Annotated in this window: 14 protein-coding genes; 10 read left to right on the top strand and 4 right to left on the bottom strand. The window is 25.5% G+C overall.

All coding sequences use genetic code 11. The features are described from left to right. Positions 1-15 precede the first annotated feature (15 nt). The 3 genes from AMN99_RS02855 (at position 16) to AMN99_RS02865 (ending at position 1,021) form a co-directional block, all read left to right on the top strand. A complete protein-coding gene (locus AMN99_RS02855) occupies positions 16-402 on the top strand; it encodes a hypothetical protein (protein ID WP_075506328.1) in 387 nt (128 codons plus the stop codon). A 3-nt stretch (positions 403-405) separates the two neighbouring features. After that, entirely contained in the window at positions 406-618 is a 213-nt protein-coding gene (locus AMN99_RS02860; RefSeq protein ID WP_075506329.1) for a hypothetical protein, read from the top strand. A gap of 100 nt (positions 619-718) precedes the next feature. Next, complete coding sequence (locus AMN99_RS02865) at positions 719-1,021, top strand: STAS domain-containing protein (protein ID WP_075506330.1); 303 nt, start codon at positions 719-721, stop codon at positions 1,019-1,021. 36 nt (positions 1,022-1,057) lie between these two features. Here the strand turns inward: AMN99_RS02865 and AMN99_RS05920 are convergent, their stop codons facing one another. After that, positions 1,058-1,705 carry a type II secretion system protein gene (locus tag AMN99_RS05920; RefSeq protein WP_075506331.1) on the bottom strand — a complete coding sequence of 216 codons (648 nt, stop codon included), beginning with the start codon at positions 1,703-1,705 and terminating at the stop codon, positions 1,058-1,060. 135 nt (positions 1,706-1,840) lie between these two features. Here AMN99_RS05920 and AMN99_RS02875 point away from each other — a divergent pair, with 135 nt between their 5' ends. The 4 genes from AMN99_RS02875 to AMN99_RS02890 are packed head-to-tail and all read left to right on the top strand — an operon-like array spanning position 1,841 to position 7,393. Further along, positions 1,841-2,725 carry an AAA family ATPase gene (locus tag AMN99_RS02875; RefSeq protein WP_075506332.1) on the top strand — a complete coding sequence of 295 codons (885 nt, stop codon included), beginning with the start codon at positions 1,841-1,843 and terminating at the stop codon, positions 2,723-2,725. Continuing rightward, positions 2,715-3,626 (top strand): hypothetical protein, encoded by a 912-nt coding sequence (locus AMN99_RS02880; protein WP_075506333.1) that lies wholly within the window; start codon positions 2,715-2,717, stop codon positions 3,624-3,626. The genes AMN99_RS02875 and AMN99_RS02880 overlap by 11 nt, the downstream gene beginning before the upstream one ends. After that, a complete protein-coding gene (locus AMN99_RS02885; protein WP_075506334.1) occupies positions 3,619-5,553 on the top strand; it encodes a transglutaminase TgpA family protein in 1,935 nt (644 codons plus the stop codon). The genes AMN99_RS02880 and AMN99_RS02885 overlap by 8 nt, the downstream gene beginning before the upstream one ends. Further along, entirely contained in the window at positions 5,534-7,393 is a 1,860-nt protein-coding gene (locus AMN99_RS02890) for a hypothetical protein (protein ID WP_075506335.1), read from the top strand. The genes AMN99_RS02885 and AMN99_RS02890 overlap by 20 nt, the downstream gene beginning before the upstream one ends. A gap of 40 nt (positions 7,394-7,433) precedes the next feature. On the opposite strand, the gene AMN99_RS02895 is transcribed toward AMN99_RS02890, so the two are convergent. Next, positions 7,434-8,021, bottom strand: coding sequence for a prepilin-type N-terminal cleavage/methylation domain-containing protein (locus tag AMN99_RS02895; RefSeq protein ID WP_075506336.1), 588 nt, complete (start codon positions 8,019-8,021; stop codon positions 7,434-7,436). 245 nt (positions 8,022-8,266) lie between these two features. Between AMN99_RS02895 and AMN99_RS02900 the strand changes: the two genes are divergently transcribed. Beyond that, positions 8,267-10,156, top strand: coding sequence for a tetratricopeptide repeat protein (locus AMN99_RS02900; protein WP_075506337.1), 1,890 nt, complete (start codon positions 8,267-8,269; stop codon positions 10,154-10,156). Further along, on the top strand, positions 10,149-10,856 hold the full coding sequence (locus AMN99_RS02905; protein WP_075506338.1) for a glycosyltransferase: 708 nt from the start codon (positions 10,149-10,151) through the stop codon (positions 10,854-10,856). The genes AMN99_RS02900 and AMN99_RS02905 overlap by 8 nt, the downstream gene beginning before the upstream one ends. On the opposite strand, the gene AMN99_RS02910 is transcribed toward AMN99_RS02905, so the two are convergent. After that, positions 10,845-12,470: a coiled-coil domain-containing protein gene (locus tag AMN99_RS02910; RefSeq protein WP_075506339.1), complete on the bottom strand. Its 1,626-nt coding sequence runs from the start codon at positions 12,468-12,470 to the stop codon at positions 10,845-10,847. The genes AMN99_RS02905 and AMN99_RS02910 overlap by 12 nt on opposite strands. Before the next feature lie 67 nt (positions 12,471-12,537). On the opposite strand from AMN99_RS02910, the gene AMN99_RS02915 reads away from it, so the two are divergent. Then, on the top strand, positions 12,538-13,215 hold the full coding sequence (locus AMN99_RS02915; protein ID WP_075506340.1) for a hypothetical protein: 678 nt from the start codon (positions 12,538-12,540) through the stop codon (positions 13,213-13,215). 9 nt (positions 13,216-13,224) lie between these two features. Here AMN99_RS02915 and AMN99_RS02920 read toward each other — a convergent pair whose 3' ends face one another. Further along, positions 13,225-13,998, bottom strand: a complete 774-nt coding sequence (locus tag AMN99_RS02920) for a zinc ribbon domain-containing protein (RefSeq protein WP_075506341.1) — start codon at positions 13,996-13,998, stop codon at positions 13,225-13,227. Positions 13,999-14,004 lie beyond the last annotated feature (6 nt).

Consider the following 14,004-nt stretch of genomic DNA (forward strand, 5'->3'; position numbering starts at 1 on the left):
GTAAAAAGTCACTTCATGCATTTACAAAATTACAAAATAATCGAAGATTTAGTCGCTTCAATATATACAAAAGATATATCAGACTTTGGTGACAGATCTTATTACCCTCAAATATTAAAATTAGTAAGCAGAATTAATTTAAAAAATTTCACAAATGAGAATCTAATTTGTGAAAATGAGGTTTTTTGCTCTACTTCAAATGGAGCAAGTATTAATTTAATTTCAAGAAGTCTTGGGCTTCCAAGGGAAACTGTTAGAAGAAAAGTTACAGAATTAATTAAACTTAATTGGTTGATTAGAGATAATTCAAAAATTTATGTATCCCAAGAATGGAGAAAGAAAAATTTAGAAAATAATGAAATAATTCTTAAAGAATTAATTGAGCTTTCTACTAAAATTTAAATTATGAACAATATTCAACATATAATTTTAAAAAATAAAAAACTAAATGATGTTGTGGTGCCTAAAGCTTATTTAGAAAATAATGAATATAACACTAAGTTAAGCTATGAAGAAATGATAACTAAGATCAAAGTAAAAGAAAATAAGAAGAAGAAACTAATCTATTTAGTATCAACTGTTTCTGCGATCGCATTAATTGCTGCAAGCTACTCCTAGGCACAATTTTTTAAATTAAGTTCAATATTTACCATCAAGCAATAACATTTAAATTTAATGATTTTGTTGACTACGTATTTACTCTGATTATATTCAAATTATGGGTTATCCAGAAAAAACTGAAAATGATGTGTTGATTATCTCAGTCAGTGGAGAAATAGATCTAGAAAATTCAGGAAACTTAAGACAACAAGTACACGGGGCTCTAGATGACAATAAAGCTGTGTCAGTTGATATGAGCGCTGTAAATTACATTGATAGTTCAGGAATTGCAGTACTCATTGAAAGCAAACAAAGAGCTGGAGAAGGAAGTAAAGAATTTAAAATAGTTAAACCTAGCGAAGCTGTAGTTTCAGTTTTAAAACTTGCAAAACTAATAAGTTTTTTTGATATCGAAAATTAATCTTAAAAATATTAGAAAGTTTAAAGCTCTCAATTATTAATCGTAATCAGCGTCTGTATCTATAGCATCTGAGCCTGTATGCCATGCGCCATGGTCTGATAAATTCCAACCACAATCTGCTTGAGCATCTGCAGCACTACTACCAAAATATTTACCACCAATTGATTTATGTGAATAATCTCCAGTGTCTCTGTGTATTATCACTCTAAATCTAGCTTTTGCCATTGGACAACCACCACCTGAACCATATCCTCCTGTAGATTTATAACAGAACATTTGGATTTGACCTCGCTTATGATTTCCCCAGGCTTCATTATCAATTGTAATACTTGTTTTATTAGGTTTCCATGGATTCTTAAATTTAGAATTATCTGTTCCACCACCTAAAAAATAATTTTTCATTGAAATTAAGAATTGTTTACAAGTGGTGTCAGAATTAACCATGTCGCCTGTTAAATTACCACCATCGTCATATTCAGGAGTTGCACTTCCAAGGTCATTTTGAATAATAATAGTTTCTGTGTCCATATATTTTGTAATTGTTGTATAGTTTTGCTCTAATACTTTTAATCTAGTAGAATCTACATAACTTTGATAGCCAACTACGCCGACACCTGCTAGGACACCAATAATTGCAACCACTACTAAAAGTTCAACTAAAGAAAATCCTTTTTGAGTTTTCATTATTAATATATTATTAATTAAAATTTTAATCAGTTATATAAATAACAATATATATCAAATTCAAATATTGAAGTAAATTAAAGTTCGCATTATATCAAACAGCTAAGGTATTTATTTCATTATATTAAATATTAAATGATCAAAGAATTAATAGATTTAATTTCGGCTAACATAATAGGGAATAAATTTAAAATTAAAATTTCTGTAGCCACCATTTTGAGTGGAGGTCATATATTAATCGAAGATCTTCCAGGTACTGGAAAAACTACTTTTGCAAAATCTTTAACAAATGCAATGAATTTAAAATTTAAAAGAATTCAATTTACATCTGATTTGTTACCAAGTGATATAATTGGATACACATTCTTAAAAAATAACGAATTTGTTATTAACAAAGGTCCAATATTTACAAATATAGTTCTCGCAGACGAGTTAAATCGTGCAAGTCCAAAAACACAAAGTGCTTTTCTAGAGTCTATGGAAGAAAAAACTGTCACAATTGATAAAGATACCTTTAATCTTCCAATTCCTTTTTCTGTTATTGCAACACAAAATCCTTCAGACCTATCCGGCACTTCTTTATTACCTGAATCGCAACTAGATCGTTTTACTATTTCATTTTCTTTAGAGGAACTAAGTAAAGATCAAAGAATAGAATTACTAAAAAATGAGATAAACAATAATTCAATTAAATCAAATTTTTCGTATGATCAAACTATCAAAGATATTAGCCAGATAAATATCAATGATAGTGTAATTGAATATTTAGATAATGTATCTCAATTTATAAAGAATAATTTTAATAATATTCATATTTCTCCAAGATGCTTAAAACAAACAATCAGTCTTTCAAAATCATTAAGTTACTTAAACTCAAATAAATATGTAACATATCAAGAAATTAAGGATGTCCTTCCTTATATACTTCGTCATCGATTGAATATTGTTGAAAAAAAGGAATTTATTGAATTTATGAAAAATGAAGTTTTAAAGAAAGTTCCTCTACCTGATGAAAAATAGTTTTTGGAAAAAGTTTTTTTTAAAAAAATCTCTAAAATATCTTAACACTATCAGTAGAAAAAATTTATATATCTTTCCAAATTTAAGAGGATTTCAAATTGCAGCTTTAATATTTTTTTGTTTTTCGGTAGCTATTTTTTATCAAAATAATTTTGCACTGCTGTTATCAATTATTTTATTTTTTATTTATTTCATCTCAATTCTAATCTCTTATCAAAACTTACTTAATTTAGATTTATCTATTAATGATAAACTTCACCCAGCTAATAAAATTGTAAATTTAAAATACCTAATTAGTGACAAACATAAAAGAGAAAGACTTAATATTAATTTTGATTTAGGAAAAGATAGTGTCAAAGCAGATATCAAAAATAAAATTAATATAAATTTAAAGCATAAATTTAATAAAAGAGGTAATGTTAAAGCCCCAACTTTAGATATTCACTCTCAATTCCCTTTTGGTATTATAAAAACTTTCACAAATGTGTCTTTTAGCGAATATCTAACTATTTACCCAGAGCCAATTAAACCCTCAAATGAAATTTTTGAACAACTATATCAGTTGAATACTGATGAAGGTTTTGATTATGAATTTGATAAAATTGAAGAAAATAAAGAAAATACTAATTTATCTAAAATTTCATGGAAACACTCATCAATTAAAAAGAAGCTTTACGAAAAAAAATTCAAGTTCTCTAATAATTTGCAACATGTAACTATAGACTTGCAAAAATTGAATAGTGATAGTTTTGAAAAAAAACTTTCTTATGCCAGCTATTTGATTGAATATTTTTACAATTTAAAAAAACCATTTTTATTAAAAAATAAAGATTTTATATCTACGATTGCTTGCTCTTTAGAACATAGAAACAAACTTTTAACATACCTTGCAAATGCATAGTCTTAATTTATTAAATTATAATTTTAATGCTTTGATAATATTAACATCAAGCTATTTACTCTTAATTGATGAAGTTGACCTAATAACAAATCTTTTTTTTATTATCTTATATGTTTTTGCTATTCTTCAAAAAAGCTTTAACTACAAATATAAGAAGGTATTCAGTTCTATTTTAGCTATATCAACAGTTTGCATCTTATTTATTCTAAATGATCAAACATTATCTAAAGAATATTTTATAAATTTGATTTTGGGTTTAGCTTTTCTTAAATATTCTGAAATTGAAAATAAAGAAAATCATTATTTTTTTGGATTTACTTGTGTATTTTTAGCAATAAGCTCACTTGTCTACGGTCAAGACTTAATAAGCTCACTACTCTCTCTTGCGATAATTATATTGTCAATCATTCATCTTTATTCACTAAATCAAACTAAGATATTAAAACTAAATTTAAATAATCTTGTTAAATATTTTATATTTGCAATTAGTATTATTCCTATAATTGCAATTGTGTACTTTATTTTTCCAAGGGCAGAATTGAATATAAGACTATTTGAAACCAAGAAAAATCAATTAGGTATACCTGACGAAATCAGCCTAGGTTCATTTCACAATATATCAGGGAGTGAAGAAAACGTTTTTATATTTAAGACTAATAATAAAAATATTAATCAAAAGTATTACTTCAGAGTTAAGGTATTTGATAAGTTAAATAACAATAAAGATTGGTTAAATTCAGAATATAAAATATTACTCTCACAATTTAAGAATAGTTTTAAAGTCTCTAATCATGTCAAAGACGAAACTATTGATGCTTCATTAATAATGTTTCCACATGAAAAAAATTGGCTACCTAAATTAGCAAATTACAATTTTAGTAATTCAAATTTAGATTTAAATTTAATTAATAATACACTCACTTCTAAAGAAATTTTAAGTAATAAAAAATCATACAAATTAATGTATGATAAAAAAGATATTACATTTCAAAATAATATTTTGAAGTATTATACACTTTTGCCTAAAAATATTTCTCCTAAATTGAAGCAATGGGCAAAAACAAATTACGCAGTATCTAAAGATGCTAAGGAATATTTAAATAAAATTTTAAATGAGTTTAAGACTAATGATTTTTATTACAGTCTAACCCCTGGAACTCAAGGTAATGATTATGCAAACTTTTTTTTCAACACTAAAAATGGTTATTGCGAATATTATGCTGGGACCTTCGCAATACTAGCAAGATTAGCAGGCATACCGTCTAGAATAGTCACTGGTTATTATGGTGGATCTTATAATGAAATTGGGGATTTCTATACATTCAAACAACAAGATGCTCACTCTTGGGTGGAAATATTTATAAATAATGATTGGGTGTTGTATGATCCGACATTATCTGTTCCTAGTAATAATATTTTAAATTCAAACAACAACAATTTTGATAGTTTCAATACTTCAACAACAAATGATTTTGAAACTGGACAAATGAATATTAATAAAATTGGAATTTATTTTGAATACATAAACTATATATGGACTAATAGTTTTATTAGATATGACGAGAAATCGAGATCAAATTTTATTAAAGAAAAGTTAACAAAAGCTAATAACTATAAATATTTCCTAATCATTATTTTTTTTTCAATTTTTGTCATTTACGCTTTCAAAATACTTGCTTTCATTAATTCAAAAAAATTTTTATTTAGATTATTTTTTAAAAAACTTAGAAAAGAAAATAATAACATTTCAGAATTTATGACACATCAAGAAATATTTAGTTTACTAAATATAATTGATCAGCATAAATATAAAATTTTATTTGATTTTTATGAAAAGCTTAAATTTAGTAAAAATTTCAAAGTTTCAATAAAAAATTTTTATGAGATAAATCTAAAAATATTAAAATATGCTTATTTTAAAAGATAAATCAAAACTAGTATTATTTTTATCGGGAGTTTTAATTTTTTTAATTCATCAAATTATTTTCTTATCCTATTTAGATTTTGAGAAACACCATTTTGATTTTCAATCTGCATTATCAAGGTTAATATTTGGTAAAATCTGGTTTTTAAAAAATGGTTTAGATGTTCCTTGGTTTGCTCCCCATGTTTGCTGTGGATTACCTTTATATTCAAACCCAGAATCAGAATTTTATTCGCCAATTCAATTTTTATTTTTGTTTTTAAACCCATTAACTACATTCAAAGTTATTTTCTTTTTATACTCGTTAATTGGTTTTTGTGGTTTTTTCTTAGTTTTAAGAAATATTTTTAAACTATCGAACAACGCATCTTTAATTGGATCAACAATATTTTTGTTTAACCATTGTTTTGCTTTTCATTATTTATCAGGTCATATTGCTTGGGGTTTATATTATGTGGTGCCATTTTTTTTCTATGTTTGTGCTATATCCTTAAATAATTTAAAAAAAATATCCTCTTTATTTTTAATTTCATGTGCCGGGTTAATCTTTGCAATTATCATGCACAGCGGTGGAACAAGAATTGTTATTGAAATCTTAATTTTTGTTTTTTTTCTAACAGTATTACACTTAATCAATTTCAAAAATTTTAAAATTATATTGCATGTATCTGTAGCTGTTTTAATTGGCTTGATGATTTCATCTTCAAAAATTTATGCTGGATGGTCATTTGTTGGTGAATTAGAGAGAGATGTGTCGGTTCTATACTTTAAGAGTATTCGACACTTTATTTCTGTGTTTTTTGATTTCTTTTTCTTATCACCTAGAGAAGTTCTTGGAAATGATGTTGCTAAATTTGATGTTCTTTTATCAATTGAAGAATTGTCATTTAATTTATCAATTGTACCTTTGATTATTCTAGTTATTTACTTAAGAAATGTTCCTGAAATTACAAAGGATAGATTTAAATTATTGATTAGTTTAGTACTAATAATTGCAGTTTTTGTATTAATTTTATTAAATTTCTCAAATACATTTCTTGGTTCTCTAGCTGGAAAAATTCCTTTCATGACAACAGACTGGCTGTCGCTTAGAAAGCTTACTCCATTTGTTCTGTTATTTTCAATCCTTACAGCAATGATGTTTGATAAGATTTCTTTTAAAAAATACAATTTGATTACGTTGTTATTTATATCAATTATTATTATTCAAAATATTTCATTTGATCGAAATAAATTAAATAAAGTGTTTAGGTATTCAGAATTAGATATACTACTTAATTATAATGTTACAAAAAATAACGTTGATGATTTTAGAATCGAAAAAGTTCTTTCAATTGTTAATGATGAAACTAGTTATTCTCGTCCTTATGAGCATCATTATTTTTTAAAAAATCTGTCTATTCAATACTGTTATTTTCCTATTTTAGGCTATGACTTAAAATTACTAAAACCTATAGTTTCAAAAATAAAATTTAATGAATACAAAATATACGATGGCTCTGATGAAAATAATTCCACGACATTAAATTCTGAAAAAAAACTTAAGTTAAGATTTTATCAGGGTGATCCTTTTCTTACAATAAATAATGAAGATTTAAATTTTATTAATCCTTCCTGTTATTTAAATCCAGAGGGAAATAATTGTGAAAAAAACTTTTTTTTTAAAATTGATCAAAAAGAGGAACTAGTAAAGTTTTTAAATTATAAACCTTTTAAATTTAAACATTTAAAACTTCAAATATTTTTTAATTATTTAAGTATATTTACGCTAATTTTAATTTTTACTTTATTCTTTCTTTGTACAATTTACAGAATAAAAAAAAACCCCTCTAACAAACATTAGAGGGGTTTTTTTAAAATTTTAATTTTAACTTATTTTAAAATTATTTAAGTTGAAATTCTTTAGCTTTATATTCACCTTCACTTCCGGCCTCACCGTCAGCAGTGTAATATTCCACGTAAAAATATCCTGAAGTCCCAGCTGATGAGAATAATCCGCCTGAAGGAATTACAGCACCATTTTGTGTGTAATCTTCAGCTGTAAAATGGGCTATGTTAATCTGACCCTTTTTAACGTCAGCAGCAGCAGAATTATAAACAATCTGATTTCCACCTGCGGCATCATATGGGTTTTTAAACGCATTACCATATCCATCAGTACCAAAGTAACAAGTTAGTCCCTTGATAAAGTCTCCTAGGTTATTACTGTAAACAGTGTATGCCTGAAGAGAAGAACAATCAGATCCAGCGCTTATTGCTCCAGAAACCGTTTGGATATTGTTGTTAAGCAGAGTTAGCTCTGTTTCAACAAATCTTTTTACTGAGTTAAAGTTAGCTACCGCAACTCTACTTTTCGCAGAGTCTGTGTAACTTTGATAACCCACAATTCCAACACCTGCTAAAACTCCAATAATTGCAACAACAACTAGAAGTTCTACAAGTGAGAAACCTTTTTGTAGTGTTTTTTTCATAATTATGTTTTTCCTATATTCTAGAATTATATATATATATGAAGTCCTTCTACCAATATTCTTTACTATGTAAACTATAAAAAATACCTTAGTTAAATAGTTATTTAAATTTTTTATGCACCCATTTTGGGGGTATTATATATGGAATATTGAGAAAAAACTGAGTGGTAGATTCACAAATTTTTAAATTAATAATTAAATTTATTGCAGTTTAAATTATTTAAAACTCAATTATTAAGAAAAATATGAAGCTAACAAACTCACAAAATAAGATATTTGAGTATTGTATTTATCTAATTGCATTTAGTCTTTTTTTATTTTTTTTTAAACACACACTAGATTATGGAAGAACCTACGATGATGATGCTTTACTAGATCAATTCACAAGATCCCCTGGAGATGCAAAACTTATCTCTAGTTTTTTATATGCAAAATTTCATTTTTATCCTGTGTATTTTCTAACACATGAATTGGATAATTTTTTAACCTTTTTATTTAACTTTAGTGGGATTGAAATATTAAATACAAAAATAGCTAAATTCACAAATATTTTTTTGCACGTAACAAATAGTTTTTTAGTTTATTTATTCATAAAGAAAATTTTAAGAATTGAGAATAATTTAAGAGATAATATTTTAATTTTTCTAAGTTCTTTAATATTTTTATTTCACCCTATTACTTCACAAATTATTTTTAATATAACTACCCGTAATGAAAGTTTAGCATTATTTTTTGGGCTTTTAACTTTTATTTATTGTCTAAACAATGCCTATGATAAAAAATTTATTAATTATTTATTTATAGCATTGTTATTTTTTCTGTCATTGTGTTCAAAACTAATGACTATCTATTTAGCTGGTTTAATTCCACTAACAATCTTTTTGCTCAATTTTCATCAAATAAATTTAAAAGAAAATTTTAAAAAAAATTTTGATGTTTTTATTCTACTATGTGTAACATTTTTTGTTTACTATTATTTAAGAAGTGTTTTCACTGAGAAAAATGATATTTTTTTCTACGACAGTTTTAATGATTTATTATTTTATTTTTTTACTTCATCAAAATTTTATTTAATTGGATTATTTTATCCTTTTGAACATATTTATGTTTATGCAACAAACTATGACTTAAATTTAGCCATTATTTTATTTACTCTCTTCATAATTTATTCAATCTTTGCGACATATTTATTTTTTAATAAGAGAGATCCAATTTTATTAATTAGTGTTTTTTGGATCATTGCAAGTTTAACATTGCCTGTTATTTTTGGAATGGTTGATAAAGGTTTTCCACTAATTTCAAATTTAGCTGAGAGATATCAATATTCATCAGTTGTTGCAATTTCAATAATATTTTTTTGGATTTTAAAAAATTTATCTAATCATCTTTACAAAAAAACATTAGCTCTGAGTTTTTATTGTTTAATACTATTTTCTTGTATTTTTATTTTGTATGACAGAAGCAAAGTTTATATTGATAACTATACTTTTATGACTGAAACAGATGAGAAAAGTCCTAAAAATGTTCATAGATATTCATTTTCGGTTCCAATGAGAAATGCTGTAAAAAATAATGACTGGACGGCTTATAAGTTTAATCTTTATCAATTTTATCAATTAAATACTAAATTTGACGAAGTTATATTGGAATTTTTAAGATATTTCATTCACGAAGAAAACGAGGCGGGCATTAAATTTTTTGAAGACGAATTTGAAAAACAATTTAAAGATAAACCTTATGGAATTTTTAAATTAGCAAGATTTTATGTTTTTAATGAAGAATATCAAAAAGCTAAAAATGAAATAAAAAAAATTTTTAAACAATATGATAAAATTAAGAAGCAATTAGAAGCTTCAGGGAAAAAAGTTACATTTTTAGATCCACCAATTGATGACTTATATTTTGAACTTGGAAAAATTAATTTTTATCAAAAAAACTATGACAAAGCCTTAGAAAATTTTAAAACAGCAAATGTAATTAACCCCCTGCACGCAACAGCACTTTACAATGCAGCTATAACGCTTAAAAAACTTGGACTAAATAAAGAGGCTACACAATTATATAAGGATGCTATTGAAATAAATCCTTTTTTAAGAGAAACAGCTAATAATTTAATTGCTAATACAAATGAGTAATGAATTAAGCATAATTTCTCCTGCACTCAATGAAGAAAAAAATATTGAACCTTTAACTTTAAAAATCATTGAGCATACAAAAAAAACTAAATTTGAAATTATTTTCGTTGATGATAATTCAACTGATCAAAGTAAAAAAATACTCTTAAATTTATCTAAAAAATACAAATTTTTTAATCCAATCTTAAGAAAGAAAAAGAGAGATCTTACCCAATCTTGTTTTGATGGGATTAACAAATCTAAATATAAAAATATTCTTATTTTAGACGCCGATATGCAACATGATCCAAAATATATTCCTCAGATGCTTAAGGAATTTAACAAAGGACAGGATATTGTTATAGGAGCTCGAAAACTAACATCAGGAAAAAATAAAGGTTTATCTGAGACAAGAAGATTTGCTTCAATATTTTTAATATTTTTTTTTAAAATTTTTAATATTCAAACAAAAGATCCAATGAGTGGTTTTTTTCTATTTAAAAAGGATATTTATCTAAAAAACAAGAAAAGATTTTTTGGTAAGGGATTTAAAATCCTAGCTGATATATTAATTAACTCAAAAACAAAATTGAAAGCTAAAGATGTTCCAATAAATTTTAACAGACGTTATGAGAGTGAAAGTAAAATGAATACTAAAATTTTGCTGATATTAATTAATTTTTATATAATTAGTTTGATAAAAAAATTTCTAACCTATTAATTTTTTTGCAATTTCATCAATCATAAACTCATTATGTTTTATCCATTCTCTTGATTTTTTTGAAATTGAATTTTTAACATATTTTTTTGCATCAACTAAATTTGAAAATTTTTTAATTGGTTTTTTAAATTCTTTATTTAAATCTGTAGAACCAATTTTATCTAAAATACTTTTTATTTCATACTCAGATAGTTGTTCTTTTAACAAGTTGAATTGTTTATCCATTTCTTTTTGAATTTTTGGGAAAAATTCTTTTTTTATTTCTTCTGAAATTAATTCTGGATTAAAAGATTTTTGCTCTGGCACTGTAGTTTTGGCTTCCATATTTTTTTGCAGTATAGAGTGACTATGTTGCAGCTCAGATGAGTGATACATCTGCAACATTCTCATATTTTGCATATCCATAATTTTTGACATTTGATCAAATTTATCTTGAAGTTTTTCAGACTCGCTTTTGTTTTTTTGTTTTTCTTCAATTTTGTTAAACAACTCCGGCTCTATATTTTGAATTTTTTGATTTAACTCTTCAATCTTTTGACTGGCTTCGTTTCTATAAGTTGAGATGTTGTCTAAAGTTTCATCAATTTTATTATTTAGACTATTTAATGAGTTTTCGATTTTTAAATTATAATCTTTTAAATCATTTATTTTATCTTCAAATCGTTTTTCTAAATTTACATTTTCATTTAATTTTTGAGGATCATTCAATTGTCTAATGCTATCATCTATTTTAGTTGAAATAGAATTGATATTATTTTGGATATCATCAAACTGATTATTTAAATTACCGATTTGATCCTCTAAATTTGCAAAATTTTTGTTTGCTTCGTCTTCATATTTTTCAAACTCTTGGTGGTAACTTTCGTTAATGTTATTAAGTTTATTTTCAATGCTTTCTTCTGATCTGGTAAGTGCTTCAGTTAGTTTTGTATCAAGTTCATCATTAAATTTTTCAGAGAATAGGTTTTTCTGATTTAATAACTCATCTAATTTTTCTGTAAGTTCAGAACTACTTAGATCTAAGTCATTTATTTTTGCATTTAACATCTCCAACTGTTCGTTAGAGAATATTTGAGAACTTTTTACTTCTTCTTTAATTACCTCACCATTTGCAGATTTTTCATAATCAGCTTCTTGAGCATTCACAACAGTTTCTGCAACTTCTTCGGTTAAATTAATGATATCATCTACTTCTTCAATTAAATCTATTATTTTTTGATTATTAATGTCAGCAACTTCATCTTTGAGTTCAATAATATTTTCATCAACATTTCCAAAATTAGACAAATCATTATTAGCTTCATCTACTTCGCTTAAATTTTGATCAACAATTTCATTATTAAGAAAAATAATTTTTTCACTATTATTACTTCTTGGAGTTGATTTTGGTTTTGCGGTTGTATCTTGAGACGATGAAACTACAACGGTTTTATCTGTTCCTGTTGATGACATCTTTGCTTCCATGCCATCCTTAAGATCAATTACTTGATCGTTGAAAATTTCCTTGAGTTTTTGCACATAAAGCTGTCTTGATAGTTTAAGTTTTTTATCTTTTAGTAACTCAAGCCTAATTTCATCAAGAGTTTTTTTGATGTAAATTGGAGTTTTTTTCATATAATAAATTTAAACGTACGAATCATTTACAGTTTATCAAATCTATAAATGATAGTAAAAATTTATAATGTTTGGATTAGGAAAAAATAAATCAAAAACAGTCGAAGACGAATCTATTAAAGATAAATCAAAATTTGTTGTCGTAGGTTTTACCGTAATGATTTTTGCTTTTTTGGCATTTTTGATAGGTGAAATTTACACTTCACTTCAACTTTCTAAGCAAAGCAAACTTTTAGCTAATACAGGGAGTATCCAAGAAGAGTCTGATAAAATCATTATTGAAATGGCCAAAGTTGGTAAAGATGTGAATAAAAGTGAATATGAATACATTAAAGAAATAATGATGTTTATGTCTCCAACTGAATTTCAAAATTTCAAAAATTCTATTTCAGGAATTGCAAGTGAATTTAATGTGCAAATTAATAGCTTAAATGAAAGTCAAGCCGATCCATTAGGTGAGAAATATTCAATTAATTACATTGAGTATCAGTTCTTAAGTACTTTTCAAAACTTAACTTATTTAAAAAACAAAATTGCAGAGAGTGAATTTAAAATAAATATTATCGAGGAAAAAATTTCTAGAGAAAATGCTAACTCTGATAAAGTACTAGCTAGTGGAAAAATTGGAGTTTATGTTTTTCCTGGTAAAGAAAAATTATTAAAAGATAAGTCAAAAATAATTGAAATATTTAAGGCTGAAGAAGAAAAATTAGCTGAAAAAGAAAAGCAAGAAACTGAAAATTAAAGTATCTACCTAACTTAGTCCTAAAGGTCCTTTAATATAATCATACATAGGTATTAAAAACTCTAGATAACTTTCCATAATTGGAAATGCCATTCCTACCTGATCTCTAAATGGAACAATTAAAACAGAAAAAACTATCAATAACAATAAAAGTAGATAAGTGAGCAATCTTGCTCTTCTTCCTTTATTTAACTGTTGCTCAGATTGTTCTTGTAGTTGCTGCTCTTTTTCTAAAGATTTTTTTGCCTCTTTAATTCTATCTTTTTTAAATAATTTTTGAAAAAAATTTAGATTTTTATCTCTATCAACTTTGTATTCATCTAAATTTTTATCCATCTCTTCTTTTGATGGAAGATCGTTTTGATCTTCATCTGTAAATATTTTAAAGTTTGAAATACTCTCTGGGTTTTCTTTTTTTATTTCATCAAAGTTTTCATTTCCAACTTCCTCCTCAGACAATTTATCTTCAGGAGTGGACAATAAATCTTCTGGGTCTTCTAAACTAGATGCTTGATTTACATTTTCAGTTTCTTGTACTTCAGATTGAGTTGTTGCAGCTAAATTATCAATTTCTTTATTTTCTCCAATATTATTCTCATTTTCTATTAATGAATTTTGCTCTTCATTAACATTATCAACTTGATTGATTGGATTGTTGCCTTGATCTGGATGATAAAACCATACCTCAGAACATGAGCCACATCTAACTTTTGAGCCCTGTTGTGGCATAACACCGTCAGCTAACTTAAATTTTTTTTTTCCGCAAATACAGTCGATAATCATATGTTG

Origin of the sequence: Candidatus Pelagibacter communis (assembly GCF_001180225.1) — a bacterium.
GTDB lineage: Bacteria > Pseudomonadota > Alphaproteobacteria > Pelagibacterales > Pelagibacteraceae > Pelagibacter > Pelagibacter ubique_D.